The organism is Burkholderia sp. CCA53, assembly GCF_001685525.1.
GTDB lineage: Bacteria > Pseudomonadota > Gammaproteobacteria > Burkholderiales > Burkholderiaceae > Burkholderia > Burkholderia multivorans.
The window spans coordinates 1419490-1445156 of sequence record NZ_BDDJ01000002.1 but is presented as its reverse complement, the minus strand read 5'-3'; the positions used below and the strand labels follow the sequence as shown (position 1 = coordinate 1445156).

General features: G+C 68.2%; 19 protein-coding genes. 11 read left to right on the top strand and 8 right to left on the bottom strand.

Going from position 1 to position 25667, the window contains the following annotated elements:
* The first annotated feature begins 208 nt into the window (after positions 1–208).
* Complete coding sequence (locus BCR55_RS22745) at positions 209–2656, top strand: DUF3772 domain-containing protein (RefSeq protein ID WP_006405934.1); 2448 nt, start codon at positions 209–211, stop codon at positions 2654–2656.
* A gap of 112 nt (positions 2657–2768) precedes the next feature.
* On the opposite strand, the gene BCR55_RS22740 is transcribed toward BCR55_RS22745, so the two are convergent.
* A complete protein-coding gene (locus BCR55_RS22740; RefSeq protein ID WP_065496725.1) occupies positions 2769–4280 on the bottom strand; it encodes an aldehyde dehydrogenase family protein in 1512 nt (503 codons plus the stop codon).
* Positions 4281–4885: 605 nt separating this feature from the next.
* On the opposite strand from BCR55_RS22740, the gene BCR55_RS22735 reads away from it, so the two are divergent.
* From BCR55_RS22735 to BCR55_RS22725, 3 genes are all read left to right on the top strand, one after another.
* A complete protein-coding gene (locus BCR55_RS22735; protein ID WP_065496025.1) occupies positions 4886–6466 on the top strand; it encodes an amino acid permease in 1581 nt (526 codons plus the stop codon).
* A gap of 134 nt (positions 6467–6600) precedes the next feature.
* A complete protein-coding gene (locus BCR55_RS22730) occupies positions 6601–7869 on the top strand; it encodes an FAD-binding oxidoreductase (RefSeq protein WP_065496023.1) in 1269 nt (422 codons plus the stop codon).
* 125 nt (positions 7870–7994) lie between these two features.
* A complete protein-coding gene (locus BCR55_RS22725; protein WP_012468043.1) occupies positions 7995–8669 on the top strand; it encodes a TetR family transcriptional regulator in 675 nt (224 codons plus the stop codon).
* Here the strand turns inward: BCR55_RS22725 and BCR55_RS22720 are convergent.
* Positions 8654–10489: a phospholipase D-like domain-containing protein gene (locus BCR55_RS22720; RefSeq protein ID WP_065496022.1), complete on the bottom strand. Its 1836-nt coding sequence runs from the start codon at positions 10487–10489 to the stop codon at positions 8654–8656. The two genes, BCR55_RS22725 and BCR55_RS22720, sit on opposite strands and share 16 nt — an antisense overlap.
* A 225-nt stretch (positions 10490–10714) precedes the next feature.
* Positions 10715–11473: a DeoR/GlpR family DNA-binding transcription regulator gene (locus BCR55_RS22715; protein ID WP_006405927.1), complete on the bottom strand. Its 759-nt coding sequence runs from the start codon at positions 11471–11473 to the stop codon at positions 10715–10717.
* Positions 11474–11680: 207 nt separating this feature from the next.
* Between BCR55_RS22715 and BCR55_RS22710 the strand changes: the two genes are divergently transcribed.
* The 3 genes from BCR55_RS22710 (at position 11681) to nadE (ending at position 13929) form a co-directional block, all read left to right on the top strand.
* Positions 11681–11866, top strand: a complete 186-nt coding sequence (locus BCR55_RS22710; protein ID WP_006405926.1) for a hypothetical protein — start codon at positions 11681–11683, stop codon at positions 11864–11866.
* A gap of 138 nt (positions 11867–12004) precedes the next feature.
* A complete protein-coding gene (locus tag BCR55_RS22705) occupies positions 12005–12880 on the top strand; it encodes a DMT family transporter (protein ID WP_065496021.1) in 876 nt (291 codons plus the stop codon).
* 170 nt (positions 12881–13050) lie between these two features.
* Positions 13051–13929, top strand: coding sequence for an ammonia-dependent NAD(+) synthetase (gene nadE, locus BCR55_RS22700; RefSeq protein WP_053298207.1), 879 nt, complete (start codon positions 13051–13053; stop codon positions 13927–13929).
* A 78-nt stretch (positions 13930–14007) separates the two neighbouring features.
* On the opposite strand, the gene BCR55_RS22695 is transcribed toward nadE, so the two are convergent.
* From BCR55_RS22695 to BCR55_RS22685, 3 genes are all read right to left on the bottom strand, one after another.
* Positions 14008–15684, bottom strand: a complete 1677-nt coding sequence (locus BCR55_RS22695) for a S10 family peptidase (protein ID WP_006410336.1) — start codon at positions 15682–15684, stop codon at positions 14008–14010.
* A gap of 72 nt (positions 15685–15756) precedes the next feature.
* Positions 15757–17346 carry a protease pro-enzyme activation domain-containing protein gene (locus BCR55_RS22690; RefSeq protein ID WP_065496019.1) on the bottom strand — a complete coding sequence of 530 codons (1590 nt, stop codon included), beginning with the start codon at positions 17344–17346 and terminating at the stop codon, positions 15757–15759.
* Between the two features lie 188 nt (positions 17347–17534).
* Positions 17535–18158, bottom strand: coding sequence for a LysE family translocator (locus BCR55_RS22685; RefSeq protein ID WP_065496016.1), 624 nt, complete (start codon positions 18156–18158; stop codon positions 17535–17537).
* Between the two features lie 134 nt (positions 18159–18292).
* On the opposite strand from BCR55_RS22685, the gene BCR55_RS22680 reads away from it, so the two are divergent.
* The gene (locus BCR55_RS22680; RefSeq protein ID WP_006409251.1) at positions 18293–18757 is read left to right on the top strand and encodes an Lrp/AsnC family transcriptional regulator; all 465 of its coding nucleotides are present in this window, start codon (positions 18293–18295) and stop codon (positions 18755–18757) included.
* A gap of 66 nt (positions 18758–18823) precedes the next feature.
* Here the strand turns inward: BCR55_RS22680 and BCR55_RS22675 are convergent, their stop codons facing one another.
* Positions 18824–19738, bottom strand: a complete 915-nt coding sequence (locus BCR55_RS22675) for a LysR family transcriptional regulator (RefSeq protein WP_006402851.1) — start codon at positions 19736–19738, stop codon at positions 18824–18826.
* 138 nt (positions 19739–19876) lie between these two features.
* Here BCR55_RS22675 and speB point away from each other — a divergent pair, with 138 nt between their 5' ends.
* Positions 19877–20833: an agmatinase gene (gene speB, locus BCR55_RS22670; protein WP_006402848.1), complete on the top strand. Its 957-nt coding sequence runs from the start codon at positions 19877–19879 to the stop codon at positions 20831–20833.
* 51 nt (positions 20834–20884) lie between these two features.
* Entirely contained in the window at positions 20885–22225 is a 1341-nt protein-coding gene (locus tag BCR55_RS22665) for an MFS transporter (RefSeq protein WP_006402847.1), read from the top strand.
* Positions 22226–22283: 58 nt separating this feature from the next.
* On the opposite strand, the gene metE is transcribed toward BCR55_RS22665, so the two are convergent.
* Positions 22284–24578: a 5-methyltetrahydropteroyltriglutamate--homocysteine S-methyltransferase gene (gene metE / locus BCR55_RS22660; protein WP_065496014.1), complete on the bottom strand. Its 2295-nt coding sequence runs from the start codon at positions 24576–24578 to the stop codon at positions 22284–22286.
* 126 nt (positions 24579–24704) lie between these two features.
* On the opposite strand from metE, the gene BCR55_RS22655 reads away from it, so the two are divergent.
* Positions 24705–25613 carry a LysR family transcriptional regulator gene (locus tag BCR55_RS22655; protein ID WP_035488991.1) on the top strand — a complete coding sequence of 303 codons (909 nt, stop codon included), beginning with the start codon at positions 24705–24707 and terminating at the stop codon, positions 25611–25613.
* Positions 25614–25667: the final 54 nt, after the last annotated feature.

Here is a 25667-nt window from a genome sequence, read left to right as displayed (position 1 = left end):
CGGGCCACCGCCGCCGTGCGCGCAGCCCCCGCCGCACGGGGCACACGCGGCGCTCGCGGCCCTACGCGCCGCGCGCGCCATCGCATCGGACGGCGCGCCGACACGCCGTCGCCGCCGCCGTCGCGCCCCGGTAACATGCTACCGGGCCAACCGCCGGCCGCCCGATGCCTGTCGGCAAACAGGCGTGTCGGCAAATCGTAAGCAATCCATGTTCATACAACGACTTTCTCATTTCGCCCGCCGGATTGCGCTGATCGCACTGCTGCAGTTCGCAGTCGTCGCGACCGCGTCGGCGTTTCCGGCCGCCGCCTCGGCGCCGAGCGCGAGCGCCGTCGGCGCCGCACCCGTTCCGACGATTTCGCTCGGCGACGCGCTCGCGCAGCTCAAGCAGATGCAGGCCGAACAGGACCGCATCAAGCAGAAGACGTCGACGTCGACCACCAGCAAGGAGCTCGACGCGCTCGAAGACGCGACGCAGCAACTGAGCGCCGCGGTGGAGAAACTGCAAGGCGAGCTCACGCCGCAACGTGTGCAGTTGCAGGCGCAGCTCGACGTGCTCGGGCCGCCGCCCGCGCCGGGCGCTGCGCCGGAAACGCCGGCCGTCGCGCAGCAGCGCGCGACGCTGAATGCGCGCAAGGCGCAGATCGAGGCAGCGCTGAAACAGGCCGCCGATCAGAAGACCAATCTCGCGAACCTGTCCGATCAGTTCGCGAAGCTGCATCGCAGCCTGCTCAGAAACCAGCTCGCGTTCCGTTCGGCCAGCATTTTCAGCGCGCAGTTCTGGCTGCCGCTGTTCCATCTGCCGCCGGACGACGTCCAGCGGCTCGGCGCTTTCCAGCGCGAGCTGCGCGACATGCTCGGCTCGTCCTGGACGCCCGGCCAGCGCGCGACCACCGTGCTGCTGTTGATCGCCGCGCTCGCGGCGTGGCTGGGCGGACGCCGGCTGCTCGAGTACGGGCTCGCGTGGATCTGCCTGAACCGTCTGCCGCCGACGCGGCTGCGCCGCAGCGCGCTCGCGCTGTCGACGGCGGTCGCGACGCTCGTGGCGACCGCGGTCGCCGTGCAGATCCTCTATCTCGCGCTCGCGCGCCACTACACGCCGACACCGGCGATGAGCGATCTGTGGGACCAGTTCGTGAAACTCGCCGCGACCTGCGCGCTGATCGCGGGCCTCGGTCGCGCGCTGCTGTGTACGAAGCATCCGTCGTGGCGGCTGCCCGCGCTTGCCGATCCCGTCGCGCTCGCGATGCGACCGTTCCCCGGCGTGCTGGCCGCGTTGCTGCTGATATCGGGCACGCTCGAGTCGATCGACCGGATCGCGGACACGAGCCTGTCGGTCACGCTGCTCGGCCGCGGCTTCGTGTCGCTGGTCGTCGCGCTGACGGTGGGCGCGTCGCTGCTGCGCGCGAACCGCGTGCGCAGCGCGCTGGCGGCGGCCGGCGAATCGCCCGAGCAGCGCTCGACGCTCGCCGGGCTGATCCACGCGGGCGTGACGCTCGCGATCGTCGTGTCGCTGATCGCGCTGGCAATCGGCTACATCACGGTCGCGCGCTTCATCACGTACGAGCTCGTGTGGTTCGAGATCGTGCTCTGCAGCGTGTACGTGCTCACGCAGCTGACGCGCGACGCGAGCGAGAGCCTGTTCTCGGTGAACCTGTCGACGGGCAAGCAGATCAAGCATCTGTTCGCGCTCGACGACCGGCATCTCGAACAGGCACACACCGTCGTGTCGGGCGTCGGCACGAGCCTGCTGATGCTCGTCGCGGCGATCGCGCTGCTGACGGGCGGCTTCGGCACGACGCCGAGCGATCTGCTCGACAGCGCGATCGCGATGATCGGCGGCCAGCGGCTGCAGAGCCTGAACATCATGCCGGACCGCATCATGAACGCGGTGATCGGGTTCGCGATCGGCTTCTATCTGCTGCGCTCGGTGCGGCGCTGGCTCGACAACGAGTTCCTGCCTGCACTCGGCATGGACAGCGGCATGCGTGCGTCGCTCGTCACGCTGTTCGCGAACGTCGGCTACGTGCTGCTTGTGCTGATGACGCTCGGGCTGCTCGGCGTGAAGTGGAGCAACCTCGCGTGGATCGTCAGTGCGCTGTCGGTCGGTATCGGCTTCGGCCTGCAGGAGATCGTGAAGAACTTCGTGTCGGGGCTGATCCTGCTGACCGAGCGGCCGGTGAAGGTGGGCGACATGGTCAGCATCGCCGGTGTCGAAGGCGACATCCGCCGCATCAACGTGCGCGCGACCGAGATCCAGCTCAGCGACCGCTCGACCGTGATCGTGCCGAATTCGCAGCTGATCTCGCAGAACGTGCGCAACGTGACGATGGGCAACAGCACGCAGGGCGTCGCGACGCTGATGCTGACGTTCCCGCTGAACACCGATCCGGAGCAGGTGCGCGACCTGCTGCTCGAGGCATACCGCGCCCACCCGGCGATTCTCGAGAAGCCGGCGCCGTCGGTCACGTTCAGCCAGCTCGCGCCAGACGGCATTACGCTGAGCGTGACGGGCTACGTGGCGAGCCCGCGCATCGCGGGTTCGACGAAGAGCGATCTGCTGTTCGAGATCCTGAAGCAGCTGCGTGCGGCGAAGATCACGCTGTCGAGCCCGCAGGTGCTGGTGCTGCACAACGAGCCGGCGAGCGACGCATAACGCACGGCGCCGATCGCACCGGACGCCTCACAGACGAAACGGGCCGGCTGCCGCATCGCGGCAACCGGCCCGTCGGTTTTGATGCCGGCGGCGCGAAGCGCGCCGCCCGCGCTTACACGTCGAACTTCACGCCTTGGGCAAGCGGCAGTTCGCGGCTGTAATTGATCGTATTCGTCGCACGACGCATATACGCCTTCCACGCATCCGAACCCGACTCGCGGCCGCCGCCCGTTTCCTTCTCGCCGCCGAACGCGCCGCCGATTTCCGCGCCGCTCGTGCCGATGTTCACGTTGACGATCCCGCAGTCGCTGCCGGCCGCCGACATGAACTGCTCGGCCTCGCGCATGTCGTTCGTGAAGATCGCCGACGACAGGCCTTGCGGCACCGCGTTGTGCACCGCGATCGCATCGTCGAAGTTGTCGTAGACCATCACGTACAGGATCGGCGCGAACGTCTCGCGCTCGACCACCGCCGACTGCTTCGGCATCCGCACGATAGCCGGACGCACGTAGTACGCATCCGCATGACCGACGTCGACACGCTCGCCGCCCTTCACTTCGCCGCCCTGCTCGCGCGCATCGGCAAGCGCCTTCTGCATCGCGTCGAACGAGGCGCGATCGACGAGCGGGCCGACGAGCGTGCCTTCCTCGAGCGGGTTGCCGACCTTCACCGACGCGTAGGCCTTCTCGAGGCGCGGCAGCAGCTGATCGACGATGCTCCGGTGCACGATCAGGCGGCGCAGCGTCGTGCAGCGCTGGCCGGCCGTGCCGACCGCCGCAAACGTGACCGCGCGCACGACGAGATCGAGATCGGCGCTCGGCGCGACGATCATCCCGTTGTTGCCGCCGAGTTCGAGGATGCCGCGCGCGAGACGCTGGCTCAGCACCTTCGCGACCTCGGTGCCCATCCGCACGCTGCCCGTCGCGCTGACGACCGGCACCTTCTTCGACGAGGTCAGCACCTCGCCGACATCGCGCGTGCCGAGCACCAGCTGATGCAGCCCTTCGGGCGCGACGCCCGGATGGGTCTTGTCGAACTCGCGCAGCGCCTTGCCGAGCAGCACGTGGCATGCGATCGCGGTGAGCGGCGTCTTTTCCGACGGCTTCCACACGACCGGATCGCCGCACACGAACGCGAGCGCCGCATTCCATGCCCACACCGCGACCGGGAAGTTGAACGCCGAAATCACGCCGCACACGCCGAGCGGATGCCACGTTTCCATCATGCGGTGGCCCGGGCGCTCCGACGCGATCGTCAGGCCGTAGAGCTGGCGCGACAGGCCGACCGCGAAATCGCAGATGTCGATCATTTCCTGCACTTCGCCGAGGCCTTCCGACGCGATCTTGCCGGCCTCGAGCGTGACGAGGCGGCCGAGCGCGGCCTTGTGCTCGCGCAGCACGTTGCCGAACACGCGTACCAGCTCGCCGCGCACCGGCGCAGGCACCGTGCGCCACTTGAGGAATGCGTCGTGCGCGGCGTCGATCTTGCGCTCGGCCTCGGCGGGCGTGTCGACCGCCAGCGTCGCGAGCGTCGCGCCGTCGAGCGGCGAACGCGCGGTCAGCGCGTTGCCTTTCCACTGGGCGAGATCGATGTCGAGCGCAGCAAGAATGTCGTTGAATTGCATCACTTCCTCTTCAGGGACAGATTGATCGGTGCGGCGGCGACGCCGCCCGCGTGATTCGATTGGAGCGCGTTCGCGCGCCTTGTGCAAGCGGATGCGCGCACCGCCGCGCCGTTGCGCGATGCCGCGCACGAACTGCGGCATCGCCGCCGCCGAGGCGGCCGGCCGGCACGCCCATGCGCTCGCGGCGCACGATCCATGGACGACATTGTGGGTGGCCACAAGTCGGGCGGCTATTGATATTAACTCACCACTTCATTCGAAAAACGCAAGACCGCGGGCGTATCGGCGACCGTCTCGGGCTCGCCATACGTGCGCCGTGAACGCCGGGCGCGGGCTTGCACCACGCGCCGCGACGTCGCGCGCCTGCCTGGTGAGTTGATGACGAACCTGCATCACCCTGTGCGGAAATATCGTTTGCCGCACGGCGACCGGCCGCCCACAATCGGGGCCACGTCGAGGTGCGATCTGCACCCGGCGCGCTGACGGCCGCCGACGCGCGGCCGAACGGCGAACGAAGGCGATGCGCGCCGCCCGCACGATCCGCGCGGACGCACCGCCGCGTCGCATCGACAACAAAATTCCGGAGACAGCGCCCAGCGCCCGCCATGCATTCAGATGCCCGCCCCGATTCGTCCCGTCCGCCCGGTTCGCGCGCCGCGAAGCCGGCCCTCCACCGCCGCCTGCAGGCGCGCCATCTGCGGATGATCGCGATCGGCGGCTCGATCGGCACGGGCCTGTTCGTCGCGTCCGGCGCGTCGATCTCGCAGGCCGGCCCCGGCGGCGCGATGTTCGCCTACATGGTGATCGGGCTGATGGTGTATTTCCTGATGACGAGCCTCGGCGAAATGGCCGCATTCATGCCGGTGTCGGGCTCGTTCGCGACCTACGGCGCGAAGTTCGTCGACGAAGGCTTCGGCTTCGCGCTGGGGTGGAACTACTGGTACAGCTGGGCCGTCACGCTCGCGGTCGAACTGGTCGCCGCGCAGCTCGTGATGCACTACTGGTTTCCGCACGTACCGGGCGTCTGGTGGAGCGCGCTCTTTCTGACGCTGATCTTCGCGCTCAACGCACTGTCGGTGCGCGGCTTCGGCGAGGCCGAATACTGGTTCGCGCTGATCAAGGTGCTGACCGTGATCGCGTTTCTCGGGGTCGGTCTGCTGATGATCTTCGGGATCATGAAGGGCGGCCCGAGCGCGGGCCTCGCGAACTTCACGATCGGCGATGCGCCGTTCGTCGGCGGCCTGCCGGCGATGATGGGCGTCGCGATGATCGCCGGCTTTTCGTTTCAGGGCACCGAAATGATCGGCGTCGCAGCCGGCGAATCGGAAAACCCGCGCACGACGATCCCGCGTGCGGTCAGCCAGATCTTCTGGCGCATCCTGCTGTTCTACGTGCTCGCGATCTTCGTGATCGGCGTGCTGATTCCGTACACCGACCCGAGCCTGCTGAAGACCGACGTGACCGACATCGGCGTGAGCCCGTTCACGCTCGTGTTCCGTCACGCGGGCCTCGCATTCGCGGCCGGCGTGATGAACGCGGTGATTCTGACGGCAGTGCTGTCGGCCGGCAACTCGGGCATGTACGCGTCGACGCGCATGCTGTACAACCTCGCGACCGAAGGCCGCGCACCGAAGCTGTTCGCGAAGCTGTCGGCAGGCGGCGTGCCGCGCAATGCGCTGTACGCGACGACGGCGGTCGGCGCGCTGTGTTTTCTCACCTCGCTGTATGGCGACAAGACCGTGTACATGTGGCTGCTCAACACGTCCGGGATGGCGGGCTTCATCACATGGCTCGGGATTGCGGTCAGCCACTACCGTTTCCGCAAGGGACTGCTCAAACAGGGTTACCGTCTCGATCAGCTGCCGTACCGGTCGAAGTGGTTCCCGTTCGGCCCGATCTTCGCGTTCGCGCTGTGCGCGATCGTCGCGCTGGGGCAGGACTACCAGGCGTTCTTCGCGGCGCGGATCGACTGGGTCGCCGTCGCCGCTACCTATATCGGGCTGCCGTTCTTCTTCGCGATCTGGATCGGCTACGCGCTGGTGCGCAAATGCCGGCTGGTCCGCTACGAGGACATGGACATCGCCCCGTGGATCGAGCGCACCGCGCCACCCGAGCCGGCCGCCGACACCTCGGCCGGCTACGCCGCCTACGTCGCGCGGCCCGCAAACCCGACGTCCGGCGCATAAGTGCGCCGCCGCCGCGCCGTGCGCCGACGCTGCGCGCGGCCGGCGCCACCTAACACCATTCGACGCGGCGCGCGCGTTCAGGCAAGATCGACGCGCGCCGCCCGTTTTTTCGTCGTCACGACTTGCCGAATCGCATGCAGAACTTCTACGAAGCCACCGTTACCCGCCCGCCCTATCCGCAACTGAGCGGCACGCTCGACACGCAGGTCTGCATCGTCGGCGGCGGCCTTGCCGGCCTGTGCACGGCGCTCGGCCTCGTCGAGCGCGGTGTGCGCGATGTGATCGTGCTCGACGGCGAGCGCGTCGGCTTCGGCGCGTCGGGCCGCAACGGCGGCTTCGTGTTCGGCGGCTACAGCCTCGACAACGCGGATCTGCTGCGCACGCTCGGCCGCGACGAAGCGCGCCGCCTGTACCGCCTGACGGTCGACGCGGTCGACCTGATCCGCACGCGGATCGCGCGCTACGGGATCGACTGCGACATCGTCGATCGCGGCGTGATGCTCGCGAACTGGTTCGACGATCCGTCGCGGCTCGACGGCGTGCGCACCCTGATGAAGCGCGAATTCGACGTCGACTGGGAACCGGTGACGGCCGACGCGTTGCGCGCGCAACTGCATACCGCGCGCTACCACGGCGGCCTGTTCGAGCCGAACGCCTTCCACTTCCATCCGCTGAAGTACGTACTCGGCGTCGCGGCGGCCGCCGCACGCGGCGGCGCGCGCATCTACGAACGCTCGGCCGCGCTCGGCATCGCGCGCGAAGGCGCGGGCTACGTCGTGCGCACGGCGCACGGCAGCGTGCGCGCGAAGGACGTCGTGTTCGCGGGCGGCGGCTACGCGCGCGGCGTGTCGCCGCGCATCGAGCGCGCGGTGCTGCCGATCGCGACCTACGTGATCGCCACCGAGCCGCTCGGCGATCGGCTGAAGGACGCGATCGACGCGCCGTATGCGATCTACGATACGCGCTTCGCATTCGACTACTACCGGCCGCTGAAGGACACGCGGATCCTGTGGGGCGGCCGCATCTCGGTGCTCGACCGCGGCCCCGACGCGATCGCGCGGCTGCTGCGCCGCGACCTGCTGCGCGTGTATCCGCAGCTCGCGGACGTGAAGGTCGACTACGCCTGGGGCGGACTGATGAGCTATGCGCGGCACAAGATGCCGCAGATCGGCCGCGACGCCGACGGCGTCTGGCATGCGATCGCGTTCGGCGGCCACGGGATGGCGCCGACCACGGTGGCCGGCGAAACGCTCGCCGCTGCGCTGGCCGAAGACCGGCCGGTGCCCGACGGCTTTCGCGCCTTCGGCCTCACGCGCACGTTCGGGCTCGCAGGGCTCGCGGCCGCGCAGCTCACCTACGCCGCGTACCAGGCGCGCGACGCGCTCGCCGCCTACCGCCGATGAGCGTCGCGGGCCGCGCCGGCGCGTCCGGAACGGCGCCGGAAAGCGAGCCGGCGCTCGACGAATCGTCGATTTTCCGCATGCTAGAATGCCCGTTCCACGCCGCCGCGAAGCCAGAACAACCGCACATGAAAGCAGGAAGCAAGGCCGCCACGTCCGACAACCGCGCGCTTCCGTCCGATGCACGGCGCAAATACGATCCCGAGCAAACCAAGCGCAACATCCTCGACGTCGCCACGCAGGAATTCTCCGCGATGGGGCTCGCCGGTGCGCGTGTCGACGCGATCGCCGAGCGCACGAACACGACGAAGCGGATGCTGTACTACTACTTCGACAGCAAGGAAGGCCTGTACGAGGCCGTGCTCGAAAAGGTGTACGGCGACATCCGCGCGCTCGAGCAGGAGCTGCACGTCGGCGACATGGAGCCGCGCGAAGGGATGCGCCGCCTCGTCGAATTCACGTTCGACTATCACGACAAGCATCGCGACTTCGTTCGCCTCGTATCGATCGAAAACATCCACGGCGCGAAGTATCTCGAACAGCTGAAGTCGTTCAAGAACCGCAACGTCAGCATCATCAAGACGCTCGAGGAACTGCTCGAGCGCGGCGCGGCGAGCGGCGCGTTTCGCAAGGACATCGACGCGTTCGACCTGCATCTGCTGATCAGCTCGTTCTGCTTCCATCGCGTCTCGAACCGCTACACGTTCGGCGCCGCGTTCGGTCGCGATCCGTCGGCGCCGCGGCTGCGCACGCGCCATCGCGACACGATCGCCGAAGCCGTGCTGCGCTACATCGCCGCGTAACGCAGGCGTTCGCGGTCGGCCGTTTCCGTTTCCACACTCGCGTCGGCCGGCGCGGGCGACGCCAGTCCGCGCCGCGCCTTCTCCTCCGGACTCCCCGCCACGAAATACTTGCGCGCCCACCGCGCATCGGGCGCGAGCGCGAGCCGCGCATGCGCGCCCGTGCTGCCGTGCTTCGCCTCGATCGCGAGCGCCCGCGCCCGGTAGTGTTCGTAGAGCCGCAGGAATTCCGCGAGATAGGTGCCCGCGATCCGCGCGTCGCGAATCTCGAGCAGGTTCTCGTCGTTGTACTGCTCGGAGTTCCGGCTCATGTTCGCGGAGCCCGTATAGACGATCGGATTCGCGCCTTCCGCATCGATCACGATGAATTTGTGATGGATCACGACGGGCGGATAGGCCGGTGCCGGTTCGCCCGGAAATAGCCGCAGTTCCGGCTCGAAACCCTGCGGCACCGTCGCGGGCGAGAAATACGCGGCGTCGATCACGTCGCGATGGTCGCGCCGGCGATGGTACAGCTCGAGGTTGGCGAGCGTCGCGGCGTCGAGCGACTGCCCCGCCTGCTGCGCCGCGTCGGCCCTCGTCGCGCTGCCCGCGCTGATCCGGTTCACGAGTCCGAACATCATCAGCCCGCGATCGCCGGCTGCGAAGCACGCGTCGCGCAGCGCCGCGTCGGTCGGCATGAACAGGCAGAACGACACCGAATGCTTCGCGGCCGCGATCGCGGCGACGATCGTGTCGATCTCGGTGCGCCGGCCCGCCGGCTCCGGCGAAAACGCGACGCGCACCTGCGCGCCTCCAATCGTCACCGGCGCCGACCAGCCCGACGACAGGCGCGCCGTCTCCGCAATCGACGGATTCGCGGCCAGCGCCCGCGCACGCTCTTCGTACAGCGCGGCCAGCTCCGGCGAGTCGAAGGCGTGCAGCACGTTCGCCTGCTCGGTGAGCCCTTCGGTCGTGAAGTTCGCAGAGCCCGTCAGTACGCGCGCCGGCGCGACGCCCGCGCCGGTATTCGTCACGATGAACTTGTCGTGCATGATGTGCGTCCTGTCGCGCGGCGCGAGCGTCGCGAGGCCCTGCAGCGCGTCGACGGCCGGCTGGTTCGGCGACGGCAGCGGCGGCTTGCCCTTGCGGCTCGTCACGTGCGCGTCGTAGACGATCGCGAGCGACGCCTCGCCGTGCGCCCGCCCGAACGCTTCGAAGGCAGGCAGCGCCCACAGCGTGTCCGTCAGGTGATAGACGGCCGACGCCGCGCGCGAGGCCGGATCGAGCATCTCGGCGAACACCTGCTCCATGTCGTTCGCGAGCCAGGTGCGCAGCTTCAGCGCCTGCGCCTCGCTCGGCGCTTCGTCCGGCGCGAGGCCGAGCGCCGCGACCTGCCTGGCGAACGCCTGCGAACTGACCACTGCGCGGTTGAACCAGGTGCCGATCCCGTCCTCGATGTGTGCGGGCAGCACGATGCGGCACACGCCGGCCTGCGCGTCGAGCAGCTGCAGACGCTCGGGCGTGCCGACGACCGGATACACGTCATAGCGAAACGCCGCCCCGCGATCCTGCGGATCGATGCGCGCGTCCCACCACATGAATTTCTGGATCGGCGCCTGGTCGGTCGGCGCGTCGCCCTGCGTATCGGCGGCCGGGCCGTCGAACGTCAGCCGGTTCGGCAGCCAGCTGGCCGACGCACGCCTGCCGCCGTCCGCGGACCGGAAGCCCGGCGTGCGCCGGATCGCGAAGCCGAGGAAGTCGGCACGCGACTGCGCGTCGGGCCAGTCGAAGGCCAGCAGGACGAGAGTGGGCGACAGATAGCTGCGTACGCGCACGGACATTCGTTGCTCCCTGGCCCGTGGCCGGGCCGGTTCAATGGAGAAATCGCGAGAGTTCCCGTCTTCGCCGGTGCGGGCGGCGCGTCAGCGCGCACTCGGGCCAATGCGGGCGCAGCGAGCCGCGGCCGCGCAAGTGCCGCACGCAATCGGCGAGAACCGGTGTCGAGTGTCCGTGTCGATGTTTCCGTCGGAATGACGGTTCGATGAAGCTTCTGTGTCGTGCGCGCGTCAGCCGCAGAGCACGAGTTCGATGCCGCGCGCGGTCAGCGCGCGACGTACGGCGCGGTCGGGCGCGCGCTCGGTCACCAGATAGCGCGCGGCCGACGTGCCGTTGATGCGCACCGGCGTCACGCGGCCGAACTTCGAATGATCGGCGACGATGATCGCGGTGCCGGCGGCCGCGATCATCCGGCTGCGCACCTCCGCCGCGAGCCGCGAGTAGTCGGTGCAGTCGCCGTCGGCCGTGATGCCGCCCGCACCGACGAACGCGAAATCGACGTGGTATTGCGCAAGCTGCTGGATCGTGTCGAGGCCGAACGTCGCGTCCTCGTCGTCGGACAGCTCGCCGCCGAGCAGCGTCACGCGATTGCCGTTGCGCCGCGCGAGCACGAGCGCGGTGCGCCAGTCGTTCGTGTAGACCGACAGCCGATGCCGGTCGGCGAGCGCGAGCGCGACCGCGTGCGGCGTACTGCCGGAGTCGATCAGCACCGATGCGCCGTCCGGCACAAACTCGGCCGCGCGCCGGCCGATCGTGCGCTTCGCGTCGGCGTTCGCCGCCTCGCGCTCGGACAGGCTCGGCTCGCGCCGGTCGGCCGCCAGCGCGCCGCCGTGCGTCATCACGAGCAAGCCGCGCGCGGCGAGCGCGTTCAGATCGCGCCGCACGGTCTCGCGCGACACGTCGAGCGAGCGCACGAGTTCCGCGACCGACAGCGCGCCCGATCGACCGAGTTCCGACAGGATGTACTGATGACGTTGTTCCGCGAGCATCGCGTGTTGCGCCCGAGGCGACAGGTAATGGGATGGCCGGCCATTGTATTACGGCCGTTTGACTGCGATTTGACGGCAGCACGCCGGCCGCGACGGGCATCGGCGAAATGCGAAATGGTGTATTGCCTGCCGCGCGCGAATCGGCGCGGCGCGCGTTGCTACACTCTGCGCTTCGCCAAATTACCGACCAGCCAGGGGGCTCGCGCAATGTATCGCAAAGGCAGTGTGCTCGAAATCCAGTTTTCGCCCGAACGTCTGAACGACGGCGCCGGCGATCCGTACTGGATCGATCTGACGCTCGACGAAGCGCGCCGCTTGTACGAGCAGCTCGCCGCACGTTTCGCATCCGACGCGCGCGCGAACCAGCCGCTCGACACGTTCTCGCTCGACTGATCGCGGCGCCGTCCGGCCGCCGGCCTGCAGGCCGCGGCCGCGCGCGAGTGCAGGATTCGACAAGACACACGCGCCGCGTCGACCGATACTGGCCGACTTCCCGATTTCGTCCGGCCGCGCGTCCGCGGCCCGTCACGCATGCTCACGTCGCTCGTCGCCGCGTTGTTCGTCGCGCTCTGGTCCACCGGCTTCATCGTCGCCCGGGCGATCAAGCCGTATGCCGATCCCAACCTGTTCCTGCTCGCGCGCTTCGCCGGCACCGCCGCGCTGTTCGCGGTCGTCGCGCTCGCGGCCCGCGCGCCGTGGCCCGCACGCCGCGAATGGCCGCGTCATCTGATCGCGGGCGCGCTCCTGCAAGGCGTTTATCTCGGCGCAAGCTACTGGGCCGTCGCGCAGGGGCTCAACGCCGGCGTGATGGCGCTGCTCGGCGCGTTGCAGCCGCTCGCGACCGCCGTGCTCGCGGTGCCGCTCTTCAACGAGCGGTTGCCGGCGCGCGGCTGGCTCGGGATGGCGCTCGGGCTCGTCGGCGTCGCGCTCGTGCTCGCGCCGAAGGTGTCGGGCGGCGTCGCCGCCGCGTCGCCGGGCGCGGCGCCGGCGTGGCTCGTCGTCGGCGTGTCGGTGCTATCGGTCGGCGCGATCACGGCCGGATCGCTTTACCAAAAGGGCAAGCTCGCGCAAAGCGATCTGCGCACGGCGGTCGCCGTGCAGAATCTCGGGGCGGCCCTCGTCGCGGCCGTGTTCGTCGTACTGCTGCACGAATCGAGATGGATCGGCGCGCCGGCGCTGTGGGTGTCGCTCGTCTGGGGTGTCGTCTTTCTGTCGGGTGGCGCGGTCACGATGCTGATGTGGATGCTGCGGCGCGGCAACGCGGCGCGCGCGACGTCGCTCCAGTTCCTCGCGCCGCCGCTCGCCGCGCTGCAGGGGTATCTGCTGTTCGACGAGACGCTCGCGGCGATTCAGCTCGCCGGTTTCGTGCTTGCGCTGGCGGGTGTCGTGCTCGCGCGCCAGCGTTGAGGCGGGCGCGTATTGGGCTTGTGGCTTGTGACTCGCGGCTCGCATCCCACCCCGCGAACGTCACGTATCGCACGCGCAACGCCCATCCGCACGATCGCACCCGGCGCGCGGCAGCGCACGGCGATTGCGCTTATGATGAGCGCCTTGCATTTCGTTCCGGAACTTTCCCCATGACAGCCGCCGATTACGCCAGCCGCCAACGCGCGATCATCGCCGAACTGAACGTTGCCCCGCATTTCGATGCCGACGCCGAAATCGCACGCCGCGTCGATTTCCTCGCGCAATATCTGCGCTCGACCGGCCTGCGGACCTATGTGCTCGGCATCAGCGGCGGCGTCGATTCGTCGACGGCCGGCCGCCTCGCGCAACTCGCGGTCGAGCGCCTGCGCGGCGAAGGCTACGATGCGCGCTTCATCGCGATGCGTCTGCCGAACGGCGTGCAGAACGACGAGGCCGACGCACGGCGCGCGCTCGCGTTCGTGCGCGCCGACGAAGTGCTGACGGTCGACGTGAAGCCCGCCGCCGACGCGATGCTGAAGTCGCTGATCGCCTCCGGCCACGCGTTCGACACGCCGGCGCAGCAGGACTTCGTGCACGGCAACATCAAGGCGCGCGAGCGGATGATCGCGCAATACGCGGTGGCCGGCGCGCGCCGCGGCATCGTGATCGGCACCGATCACGCGGCCGAATCGCTGATGGGCTTCTTCACGAAGTTCGGCGACGGCGGCGCGGACATCCTGCCGCTCGCCGGCCTGAACAAGCGTCGCGTGCGCGCGGTCGCGCGTGCGCTCGGCGCCGAAGAGGCGGTCGTGATGAAGGTGCCGACCGCCGATCTGGAAGAGCTCCGTCCGCTGCGCCCGGACGAGCATGCGTACGGCGTCACGTACGACGAGATCGACGATTTCCTCGAAGGCAAGCCGGTCGGCGACCGCGTGTATGAAACCGTCCTGCGCTTCTACGACGGCTCGCGCCACAAGCGCGCGCTGCCGTACACGCCGTTCGACTGGCCGGGCCTCGGCATCGCCTCGAACGCCGGCCACGGCGGCTGACGCGGCCGGTCCGGCCGATACCGGCAACCGGCCGCGCGCGACACCGTTGCGCACGCGGCCGGGCAAGCGGGCGCGACGCTACGCGTGCCCGCCCGTCTTCTTCGCCTGCAGCGCGCGGATCCGCATCCGTGCGCCCGTATCGGCGACCGTCGCGTCGTACATCGTCGCAAGATCGCGCTTCAGCGCGGTGCGCGAACCGGCGTCGAGATACACCATGTGCCCCGACGGATAGAAGCGCGCGGACAGGTTCTGCCGCACCTTCTGATCCTCGAGCGGCATCTGCTGCAGGTCGATCACGGTCTGATAGAACGGCGTGACGAAGTCGTACAAGCCGTTCGCGGACAGCACCTTGAGGTCGACGTTCAGCGCCATCACAGCTGCGAGATCGCCGGCCGTGTAGAGAATCAGATTGCCCTTCGCATCGATGCCCTGCTGCTCGCCGGTCGGATCGATGTGGCTGAAATCCCAGTTGCGGAACGCCTGGTCGTTCAGGTCCGTGAACGCCGAATTCGACGTGAACTTCAGCTGCTCGTTCAGGTAGCTGTTCCACATCGCCGTGTAGACGCCCGTCACGGCCGTCATGGTCGGATCGTTGCCGCCCGAGTTCGGATCGATCTTGCCCGCGATGCCGGTCGAGATCGCGGTCACGCGGCCGTCGTATGCGCCGAGCGCGAGCCCGCGCGCGTGCAGCAGCGTCGTCAGGAACAGCGAATTGCCGCGCGCATCGTAGCCGGCGATGTCGAGGTTCCAGGATTTGAGCGTGTCGGTATCGATGCCCGTGTAGTCCGACAGCTTCTTCACGACCGCCGGGTCCGCATGCGGGCGCTTGCGCAGCGCGTTCAGATAATCGGTGCGCGCGAACTGCGCGACTTCCTCGACGAACGCGCCGAGATCGGCCGGCGCCGGCGTGATGCCGAGCCGCTTGTGATACCACGCGTCGGCCGCTGCGGTCGGCAGCGTGCCGACCGGATTGCCGGCCTGCCGATAGTCGAGAATCGACGACTGCAGCGTAATGCCGTTCAGATCGACGCCGTCCTCGTGCAGCTTGTACGCGAGCACGCAGCTGCGCGCCGTGCCGTACGACTCGCCGAACAGGTATTTCGGCGAATTCCAGCGATTGTTCTTGGTCAGATAGCGCTTGATGAACTGCTTGAGCGAATCGGCGTCCTGGTCGACGCCCCAGAAATCGCGGTTCTTGTTCGGCGCGACCGCCGCCGAATAGCCGGTGCCGACCGGGTTGATGAACACGAGGTCGCTGTGGTCGATCAGGCTGTCCGGGTTGTCCTCGATCTGGTACGGCGCGGGCGGCGTGAAGCCCGGCATCGCCGTCTTGATCCGCTTCGGCGCGAACGAGCCGAGCAGCACGAACACCGACGACGAACCGGGCCCGCCGTTGTAGAAGAACGTGACGGGCCGCGTTTCCTCCTTCGCGTTGTCGGCCGTGAACGCGACGTAGAAGATCTTCGCGGCCGGCTGCGAACTGCTCGGATCGACCGTCACGAGGTGGCCGACCGTCGCCGTATACGCGATGCGCCGGCCGCCGATCAGGATCGTGTGATGCGTGATCGCGGCCGCCTCGGTCGTGTCGGTGACCGAGTCGTCGGGGCCGTTGCCGTACGCGACCGGATCGAAGAACGGCTGGTCGCGCCCGTGGCTCAGCGCGACCGGGTCGACGCTCGGCGGCACGCCGTGCGAATTGTGGTCGCCATGATGCAGCGGATACACGCCGCCGGAGGATGCGGAATCGATGCCCATCGTGCTGCTCCTGGAAGTAAGAAAAGACGCGGGAAAGCCCCGCGTCGAACGAAAAGCCGTGTGTCGCGCGCGTCAGCTCGACGGCTTGCGCGCGAGGATCGCGGCAAGCTTCGCGCCGTCGGGGCTGCCGAGCCCGGTGCAGGCGTCCCAGCCGGCGGCTGCCGCAAACGTGCCGTTCGATCCTTTCGTGATGTCGCGCAGCGCGTCCGGATGCCGGTACAGCTTCGGGTTGATCCAGCCGGCCGACGTGCCGGCCGCCGCGTTGATCCGCGCGATCAGCGCGGCCCAAAGCGGCGCGACCGCGCTCGTACCGCCCATCACGGCCGGCGTGCCGGCGACCGAGACCTCGTAGCCCGTCTGCGGCGACGCATCGCCCGCGACGTCGGGCACGCCGCGCTTCGCGAGCGGCGCGCGGCTGCCGTCCGCGCGCGTCAGCGAGAGCCCGTGCTGCCAGGCAGGCAGATCGAACAGCGCGCTGACACCGCCGCCGCCCGCGCCGCCGCCCGACGCCTCGTCGTTCCACGCGACTTCGCTGCGGATGCCCTGCCCCGGCAGCGCGTCGAGCTGCGTGCCGCCGCAGCCGAGCACGTACGGGCTCGACGCGGGGAAGTCGACGTGATCGGCGCCGTCCTGCAGCCCGTCGCCCGAGCCGCTGTCGCCGGACGCCGCGCAGACGGTGATGCCCTGCGCGGCCGCCGCCTGCAGCACGCGGTTGAACGCCTGCGCGGACTGCGCCTGCCAGATCGCCTCCGGGCCGCCCCAGCTGATCGAGATCACCGACGGCTTGTTCTTCGTGTCGTTGACGGCCGCGTTGACGGCCTGGATGAAGCCCGCATCGCTGTTCGGCGCGAAGTAGACGGCGATTTTCGCGGCGGGCGCGATCGCGCCGGCGATCTCGATGTCGAGCGCGACTTCGCCGTCCGGGCCGTTCGGATCGCCGGTCGGCGCGTTGCGGCCGGTGCCGACGTTCACGTCGACGAGCGTCGGCGGCGTCTTGATGCCGAGCCCGCTGAAGTATCGCGCGATGTCCGCGGCGCGGTAGCCGCCGCCGAGTTCGACGATCGCGATGCACTGGCCGGCGCCGTCGCCGGCCGGAAACCCGTACAGCGACGCGAGCTGCGGCGGCGTGAACGTGACGCTCGCCGCGCCGCGTGCCGGCTTGAACGGTGGGCGCAGCCGGAAGTGCGGCCGCGCCTGCGGGCGGCTGTCGAGGCCGAGCACGGCCGTCACCGCATCGCCAAGCTCGTCCGGCAGCGCGATGGGCCCCGAGCGGCCGCGATACTGCCCGATCGCGTGATGCTCGAAACGCTCGAGCGTCACGCCGAACGCGGTTTCGAATTGCTTGATGGTGCCCGACAGCACGACGACGCTTTCGGCCGGATCGACACGATCGACCGTCAGCTGATGACGGCGCGCGAAGTCCTCGGTCTTGCGGATGTCGTCGGGGCTTGCCGAGAAGCGCTGCGCGAATGCGTCGCGCGACAGCGGTTTGGCTTGCGGATCGCCGCTGGCGAGCCGCTGGAGCAGCGTATCGAGTTGCCCTTCTTCCTGCCGCCGCAACATGATCGTGACGTGGATGCGTTCTGCCGGATCGCACGGGCCGAGACACTTGGAGTCGGCGACGATTCGGGGTTCGCGGTCGGCGTGAAGATGCCTTGCCATGTTCAGACCCTCCTTTGTACCGCGTTGCACGGAACAGCCAGGAAATCGGACATGGCCGACGGAAGACGGTTCCGTGTGGTCAGTCGGGTTCGCGGTCGCGCGAAGTCACAGGAAGTGTAGAACAGTCGGATGATTTGCGCGCAGCGCGCAGCGCGCAGCGTGCGGCGCCGCCGTGCGCTGTCGCACGCTTAGTCCATCGAAAGCCGCAGCGCGAAGCCGAGCAGTGCGGCGGAGAACGTCCAGCGCTGCACCGTCTGCGCGAGCGGATGCACACGCATCCATGCGGCGATCCGCGACGCGCCGAACACGCAGGCGAGATCGAAGCAGACGCCGGCCGCGACCAGCAGCGCGCCGAGCGCGAACATCTGCCAGACGACCGGCCCGGCCTCCGGCCGCACGAACTGCGGCAGCAGCACCGAGCAGAACAGCAGCGCCTTCGGATTCAGCAGGTTGGTCAGCAGCCCTTTCACGAACGACTGACGCAGTTCGCCGGCCGCGGCCGCGTCGCCGTTGCCGACGTCGAATACCGGCGAGCGGAACACCTGGATCGCGACGTAGCCGAGATAGAGCGCACCGCCGTAGCGGATCGCTTCGTAGAGCCACGGCGCGCCGCGGATCAGCGCCGCGACGCCGCAAGCGGACAGCGTCACGTGTGCGCTGCGCGACAGCGACAGGCCGGCGGCGGCCGCGATGCCGGGCCGGACGCCGCGGCCGATGCTGGTCTGCAGCACGAGCGCCATGTCGGGCCCCGGCACGGCGTAGATCGCCGCGAGCGCGGCGAGATAAATGAACAGCAAATGCGTGGAAATCATCGTCTTCCCCCGTCCCTCAACGGCGATAGTTTGCCGCTGGCGGATGAGGGTTTATTGGCCGTCTTCTGCCCCGCACTCGCATTTGATAGCGGAATCCGCCACAATTTGCGCATTCGAACAGGATTTCCGCCAAGATGACCGAACTCGACAAAACCGACCGCGCGATCCTCGCCGCGGTGCAACGCGACGGGCGCCTGTCGATCGCGCGGCTGGCCGACAGCGTCGGCCTGTCCGAGACGCCGTGTGCGCGGCGGCTGAAGCGGCTGGAAAACGACGGCTACATCGAGCGCTACCGTGCGCAGCTGTCGCGCAAGGCGCTCGGCTTCGGCGTCGTCTCCTTCGTGCTCGTGCGCTTCGCGACGCACGACCGCAAGGTCGCCGACCGCTTCGAGCGCGAGGTGCTCGGCATCGAGCGGATTCTGTCGTGCCACAACGTCGCGGGCACGGCCGACTATCTGTTGCAGATCGTTGCGCGCGATCTCGACGACTACGGCACGTTCCTGCGCGACTCGCTGCGGATGCTGCCGGGCGTCACGTCGATCGAATCGGCGCTGTCGCTGCGCGAGGTCAAACACGACGCGGGGCTGCCGGTGCCTTGATCGCGCGGGCGGCGAAGCCGCGAACGCCAAATCGAAGCCACGCGCGGCGCGCGGCGGGGAATGGTGTCAGGCCGGCGTATCCGGCGTGTGGTGCGCGCGCTCGAGGTCCTCGAGAAACGCTTCGACGAGCGGATTGCCGCGCCCGCTGCGCGCGACGACCATGTGAAACGTGACGTCGTAACGCAGCCGCTCCGGATCGAGCGGTGCGAGCAGCCCTTGGGCGACGTACGGCGCCGCGAAATGCTGCGGCAGATAGCCGAGGTGATGGCCCGACAGGATCAGCAGCGCGACGGCCTCCATGTTGTCGGCGGTCGCCGTCACGCGGTCGGGCGTCGTCGACATCTGCGCTTCCGGCAGCGGGTACGAGCGCCAGGCCCACTCGAATCCGGCGACGTCCTCGGGCGTCAGCGTGCCCGCGCGCGCGAACAGCGGATGGCCGCGGCCGCAATACGCGACCTGCCGCTCGACGAACAGCGGCGTGTATTCGAGCGACGGCACGCGATGCCAGAAATAGCCGACCGCGATCTGGATCTCGTCGCTCAGCAGCTTCTCCTCGAGATCGCCCGGCGCGCGCACCGAGATCGAGAAGCGCACGGCCTCGTCGCGCGTACGGAACGCGGCGATCGCCTCGGCGATCCGCGCGTTCTGGCTCACCGGCGTATGGCCGATCAGCCCGATATTGAGCGTGCCGACCAGCTGGCGATCCATATGCCGCGCGGCCATGCCGAATTCGTCGAGCGCCGCGAGCAGCTTGCGGCTCATCGCGTGGAACCGCTCGCCCTTCGGCGTGAGCCGGAAGCCGCTGCGGCCGCGCTCGCAAAGCCGATAGCCGAGCCGCGTCTCGAGCGACGACAGCTGCGCGCTGATCGTCGACTGGCCGACGTTCAGCACCGCCTGCGCCGCCGATACGCCACCCGCGTCGGTCACCGCGAGAAACACGCGGATCAGCCGCAGATCGAGGGTCGACAGATTCCCCAGCACGCTATTCCCCTTCCATGCATCGATGAAGATCGATGTTTACGTCGATATCTTCGCATTCTTCTTTAAGGCCGGAACGCGTACAACTGTGCGCCGAGCCGCGTCGAATGATACGGCAACCCCACATTGGAAGAGCGCCCCATGAACGACCACACCCATTTCCAGCCGCTCGGCGGCAATGAAATGCCGCGCTGCGGCGGCATCGCGACGATGATGCGCCTGCCGCACGTGGCGAGCGCCGCCGGCCTCGACGCCTGCTTCGTCGGCGTGCCGTTCGATCTCGGCACGTCGAACCGCACCGGCGCACGCTTCGGCCCGCGCCAGATCCGTACCGAATCCGTGCTGCTGCGCCCGTACAACATGGCGACGCGCGCCGCGCCGTTCGATTCGCTGCAGATCGCCGACATCGGCGACGTCGCGATCAATCCGTACAACCTGCACGATTCGATCGCGCGCATCGAAGCCGCGTACGACGCGATCCTCGAGCACGACTGCAAGCCGATCACGCTCGGCGGCGATCACACGATCGCGCTGCCGATCCTGCGCGCGATCCACCGCAAGCACGGCAAGGTCGCATTGATCCACGTCGATGCGCACGCCGACGTGAACGATACGATGATGGGCGAAAAGATCGCGCACGGCACGCCGTTTCGCCGCGCGGTCGAGGAAGGCCTGCTGCACGGCGACAAGGTCACGCAGATCGGCCTGCGCGGCACCGGCTACGCGGCCGAAGACTTCGACTGGTGCCGCGAGCAGGGTTTTCGCGTCGTTCAGGCGGAAGAATGCTGGAACAAGTCGCTCGTGCCGCTGATGGACGAAGTGCGCGAGCGCGTCGGCGACACGCCCGTCTACATCAGCTTCGACATCGACGGCATCGATCCCGCCTACGCACCGGGCACCGGCACGCCGGAAATCGCGGGCCTCACGGTGCCGCAGGCACTCGAGATCATCCGCGGCGCGCGCGGGCTGAACATCGTCGGCTGCGATCTCGTCGAAGTCGCGCCGCCGTACGACCCGTTCGGCACGACGGCATTGCTCGGCGCGAACCTCGCATACGAGCTGCTGTGCGTGCTGCCGGGCGTCGCGTACCGCGACTGACGCGCGCCGCGACCATTCCCAATCAGAGGATTCAAGAGGAGCCAGAAAAAGATGGAGACTTCCGTCAAGCAACCGAAGCGGGCGGCGCTTGCGTCGTTCGTCGGCACGACGATCGAGTGGTACGACTTCTACAGCTATGCGACCGCCGCCGCCATCGTGTTCGGCCCGCTGTTCTTTCCGGGCGAGAACCGCTTCGTGAGCTTGCTCGCGTCGTTCGGCTCGTTCGCGGTGGGCTTTTTCGCGCGGCCGTTCGGCGGCGTGCTGTTCGGCTATCTCGGCGACCGCTTCGGCCGCAAGCGCTCGCTGCTCGCGACGCTGATGCTGATGGCCGTGTCGACGGTCGCGATCGGCCTGCTGCCCACCTATGCGACGGCCGGCATGCTTGCGCCGATTCTGCTCGTGCTGATGCGCGTGCTGCAAGGAATCGCGGTCGGCGGCGAATGGGGCGGCGCGGTGCTGCTCGCCGGCGAACATGCGCCGGCAGGCAAGCGCACGTTCTTCGCGTCGTTCGCGCAGCTCGGCAGCGCGAGCGGCCTGATCCTGTCGATGCTCGCGTTCGGCGCGATCAGCACACTGCCGAAGGAAGACCTGATGAGCTGGGGCTGGCGCCTGCCGTTCCTCGCGAGCGCGGTGCTGCTCGCGGTCGGCTTCGTGATTCGCGCAAGCGTGTCCGAATCGCCGGAGTTCGAGGAGGTGCGCAAGAGCGGCGACACCGCGCGCAATCCGGTGCGCGAGGCGCTGAAGTACTGGCCGCTGCTGCTGCTCGCGATCGGTGCGAACGTATACGGGATCGCCGGCGTGTACTTCAGCAACATCTTCATGATCAGCTATGCGACGCAGTTCCTGTCGCTGGACCGCTCGATGGTGCTGCATTGCATGACGATCGTGGCCGTGCTGCAGTTCGTCGTGCAGCTCGCGGCCGCGTTCTTCGCGCAGCGCTTCGGAACGACGCGCGTGCTGCTGATCACCGGCGCGTGGGCCGCGATCGTGCCGTTCGTGATGCTGCCGCTCGTGCATGTCGGCACGCCGCTGTCGATCACGGTCGGCGTCGGCCTCGCGACGCTCGCGGAATCGGGCTACTACTCGGTCGTCGCGGGCTTCGTGAGCGGCATCTTCGTCGCACGGATCCGCTACACGGCGATCTCGATCGCCTATCAGGTGTGCGGCGCACTCGCCGGCGGCCTGACGCCGCTCGTCGCGACGATCATCGCGCAGAACACCGCGCCGCAGTGGTGGCCGCTCGCGATTCAGTACACGAGTGCCGCAGTGCTGTCGTCGCTGTGCGTGTGGCTGATCTCGCGCCGCGTCAGCATCGACGATGCGGGATCTTCCGCGAAGGATGTCGACGCGCTGCCGCGCGCTGGCGCGCACACCGCCGCGCGTACCGCGTAAGCGTCGCACTTCGCCGGGCAGACCTCGGCGCCTGCCCGGCGCGCCGCGCGCGGCGACGTTACCGCTGCTGCGCGCGCAGCGTCTTCGCGGCCGCCACCATGTTGGCCAGCGCCGGAATCACTTCCTCCCACCGGCGCGTCTTCAACCCGCAATCCGGGTTCACCCACAGACGATCGGCCGGGATCCGCTCGGCCGCCTTCTTCATCAGCGCGACGATGTGGTCCTGTGTCGGAATGTTCGGCGAATGAATGTCGTACACGCCGGGCCCGATCTCGTTCGGATACCTGAAGCTGTCGAACGCGTCGAGCAGCTCCATGTCGGAGCGCGACGTTTCGATCGTGATCACGTCGGCGTCCATGTCGGCGATCGACGCGATGATGTCGTTGAACTCCGAATAGCACATGTGCGTGTGGATCTGCGTGTCGTCGCGCACGCCGTTCGCGGCGATCCGGAACGACTCGACCGCCCATTGCAGATACGCACTCCATTGCGAACGGCGCAGCGGCAGCCCTTCGCGTAACGCGGCCTCGTCGATCTGGATCACGCGTACGCCGGCCTTCTCGAGATCGAGCACTTCGTCGCGGATCGCGAGCGCGAGCTGACGGCAGGACACCGAGCGCGGCTGGTCGTCGCGCACGAACGACCAGTTCAGGATCGTCACGGGGCCCGTCAGCATGCCCTTCATCGGCTTGTGCGTCAGCGACTGCGCATACGCGATCCATTCGACCGTCATCGCCTTCGGGCGGCTGATGTCGCCGAACAGGATCGGCGGCTTGACGCAGCGCGAACCGTACGACTGCACCCAGCCGAACCGGCTGAACGCGAATCCGTCGAGCTGCTCGCCGAAATATTCGACCATGTCGTTGCGCTCGGCTTCGCCGTGCACGAGCACGTCGAGTTCGAGCGACTCCTGCTCGCGCACGCTGCGCTCGATCTCGGCACGCATCGCCGCGCGATAGCCGGCTTCGTCGAGCGTGCCCGCCTTGAAGCGGCTGCGCGCGTGCCGGATCTCCGCGGTCTGCGGGAACGAGCCGATCGTCGTCGTCGGGAATGCCGGCAGATTCAGTTGCGCGGCTTGCTTCGCCGCGCGCTGCGGATACGGGCTCGCGCGATCGCCGAGACGTGCATCGATACGCGCAATCGCGTCCTTCACGGCCGCGTTGTGCACGCGCGGCGAGCGGCGGCGCGAGTCGATCGCGGCGGCATTCGCGGCAAGCGCGTCGGCAACCTTGTCGCGCCCTTCGTTCAGCGCGGTCGCGAGCACCTTCAGCTCGTCGAGCTTCTGCAATGCGAAGGCGAGCCACGAACGGATGTCGGCATCGAGCCGGTCCTCGCTCGCGAGGTCGACCGGCACGTGCAGCAGCGAGCACGACGGCGCGAGCCACAGCCGGTCGCCGAGCTGCTTCGCAAGCGGTTCGAGCCAGTCGAGCGTCGCGTTCAGATCCGTCTTCCAGATATTGCGGCCGTTGATCGCGCCGACCGACAGCACGCGGTCCGCCGGCAGTTCGCGCACGACTGCGGCGATCTCGTCGCGCGCGTTGATCGCATCGACATGCAGGCCGTCGACCGGTAGCGACGCCGCAAGTGTCAGGTTGTCCTGCAACTCGCCGAAGTAGGTCGCGAGCAGCAGCTTGATGCGGCGCGTCTCGAGCGCCGCATAGGCGGTGCGCAGTGCGTGCCGCCATTCGGCATCGAGTTCGGTGACGAGAATCGGCTCGTCGACCTGCACCCACTCGACGCCTTGCGCAGTCAGCGTATCGAGCAGCGCGCCGTATACGGGCAGCAGTTTCGGCAGCAGCGCGAGCCGGTCGGAATCGTCCTTCGACTTGCCGAGCCACAGATAGGTGACGGGGCCGAGAATCACGGGCTTCGCGGTCACGCCCGCCGCGCGCGCCTCCGCGAGATGCTGAAGCAGCCGCGACGGATCGAGCGAGAAGTTCGTATCGGCGTGGAACTCCGGGACGATGTAGTGATAGTTCGTGTCGAACCACTTCGTCATCTCGCCGGCCGCGACGCCGCCGCAGCACGCGGCGTGCGCGTCGGCGGACTGCGCGGAACGGCCGCGCGCCACGCGGAAGTAATTGTCGAGCGGATCGCCGGGAAAATCCCGCACGCGCTTCGGCAGATTGCCAAGCGTGAAGCTCATGTCGAGCACCTGATCGTAGAACGCGAAATCGCCGATCGGCACGAGATCGAGCCCGCGCTGATCGTTCCAGTGCTGCCGACGCAGCGCCGCGCCGAGCGCCGTCAGTTCGTCGCGCGACGATTCGCCGTTCCAGTAGCGTTCGAGACCGAACTTGAGTTCGCGCTTCGCGCCGATGCGTGGAAAACCGAGGTTGTGTGTCGTGACCATGGAGCTGCCGTTCTGAAGGAATGATGGATCGGCAGCCATGATAGGGATTTCAACACATGAAATAAAATGGCATTATTTCATTCATCAATCAAAATTGTTCATGTATCCGGTTCGCCGGCGCACGTCATGCTCGAACGTTTTCATCTCGTCGTCATTCGCGAAGTCGAACGGCAGGGCTCGCTGACAGCCGCCGCCAACGCGCTGCATCTGACGCAATCGGCCTTGAGCCATACCGTCAAGAAACTCGAGCAGCAGCTCGGCACGCCGATCTGGGACCGCGAAGGCCGCGGGCTGCGGCTCACGCAGGGCGGCCAGTATCTGCTGCGGCTCGCGCATCGGCTGCTGCCGCAGTTCGAGTTCGCCGAGGAACGGATGAAGCAGTACGCGAAAGGTGAGCGCGGCACGCTGCGCATCGGGATGGAATGCCACCCGTGCTATCAGTGGCTGCTGAAGGTCGTGTCGCCGTACCTGTCGCGCTGGCCGGACGTCGACGTCGACGTGAAGCAACGCTTCCAGTTCGGCGGAATCGGCGCGCTGTTCAGCTACGACATCGACGTGCTCGTGACACCCGATCCGCTGAACAAACCGGGGCTGCGGTTCGATCCGGTATTCGACTACGAGCAGGTGCTGGTCGTCGCAGACGCGCACCGTTTCGCCCGCGCCGACTACGTGACGCCCGAACAACTCGTCGACGAGGTGCTGATCACGTACCCGGTCGAAACGGACCGGCTGGATATCTACAACCAGTTCCTGACGCCGGCCGGCATCGTGCCGAGGCGGCACAAGTCGATCGAGACGACCGACATCATGCTGCAGATGGTCGCGAGCGGACGGGGCGTCGCCGCGCTGCCGAGATGGCTCGCCGACGAATATGCAGACCGGATGCCGGTCGTGCCGGTCAAGCTCGGCAAAAAAGGAATCGCGAAACAGATCTTTCTCGGCATCCGCGAAGCGGACGCGCAGATCGACTATCTCGCCGCGTTCGTCGCGCTCGCACGCGAATCGACGTGGCATGCGCCGCGCCTGTTGAGGTAAGCCGCGCACGGCGGCCGGGACCGCTGTCATCAAACTGACTGAATGGCGACGCTA

Excerpts from the sequence above, each read along its gene's own strand:
- BCR55_RS22745 (WP_006405934.1), top strand. The coding sequence starts at position 209 with ATGTTCATACAACGACTTTCTCATTTCGCCCGCCGGATTGCGCTGATC.
- BCR55_RS22740 (WP_065496725.1), bottom strand. The coding sequence starts at position 4,280 with ATGCAATTCAACGACATTCTTGCTGCGCTCGACATCGATCTCGCCCAG.
- BCR55_RS22735 (WP_065496025.1), top strand. The coding sequence starts at position 4,886 with ATGCATTCAGATGCCCGCCCCGATTCGTCCCGTCCGCCCGGTTCGCGC.
- BCR55_RS22730 (WP_065496023.1), top strand. The coding sequence starts at position 6,601 with ATGCAGAACTTCTACGAAGCCACCGTTACCCGCCCGCCCTATCCGCAA.
- BCR55_RS22725 (WP_012468043.1), top strand. The coding sequence starts at position 7,995 with ATGAAAGCAGGAAGCAAGGCCGCCACGTCCGACAACCGCGCGCTTCCG.
- BCR55_RS22720 (WP_065496022.1), bottom strand. The coding sequence starts at position 10,489 with ATGTCCGTGCGCGTACGCAGCTATCTGTCGCCCACTCTCGTCCTGCTG.
- BCR55_RS22715 (WP_006405927.1), bottom strand. The coding sequence starts at position 11,473 with ATGCTCGCGGAACAACGTCATCAGTACATCCTGTCGGAACTCGGTCGA.
- BCR55_RS22710 (WP_006405926.1), top strand. The coding sequence starts at position 11,681 with ATGTATCGCAAAGGCAGTGTGCTCGAAATCCAGTTTTCGCCCGAACGT.
- BCR55_RS22705 (WP_065496021.1), top strand. The coding sequence starts at position 12,005 with ATGCTCACGTCGCTCGTCGCCGCGTTGTTCGTCGCGCTCTGGTCCACC.
- nadE (WP_053298207.1), top strand. The coding sequence starts at position 13,051 with ATGACAGCCGCCGATTACGCCAGCCGCCAACGCGCGATCATCGCCGAA.
- BCR55_RS22695 (WP_006410336.1), bottom strand. The coding sequence starts at position 15,684 with ATGGGCATCGATTCCGCATCCTCCGGCGGCGTGTATCCGCTGCATCAT.
- BCR55_RS22690 (WP_065496019.1), bottom strand. The coding sequence starts at position 17,346 with ATGGCAAGGCATCTTCACGCCGACCGCGAACCCCGAATCGTCGCCGAC.
- BCR55_RS22685 (WP_065496016.1), bottom strand. The coding sequence starts at position 18,158 with ATGATTTCCACGCATTTGCTGTTCATTTATCTCGCCGCGCTCGCGGCG.
- BCR55_RS22680 (WP_006409251.1), top strand. The coding sequence starts at position 18,293 with ATGACCGAACTCGACAAAACCGACCGCGCGATCCTCGCCGCGGTGCAA.
- speB (WP_006402848.1), top strand. The coding sequence starts at position 19,877 with ATGAACGACCACACCCATTTCCAGCCGCTCGGCGGCAATGAAATGCCG.
- BCR55_RS22665 (WP_006402847.1), top strand. The coding sequence starts at position 20,885 with ATGGAGACTTCCGTCAAGCAACCGAAGCGGGCGGCGCTTGCGTCGTTC.
- metE (WP_065496014.1), bottom strand. The coding sequence starts at position 24,578 with ATGGTCACGACACACAACCTCGGTTTTCCACGCATCGGCGCGAAGCGC.
- BCR55_RS22655 (WP_035488991.1), top strand. The coding sequence starts at position 24,705 with ATGCTCGAACGTTTTCATCTCGTCGTCATTCGCGAAGTCGAACGGCAG.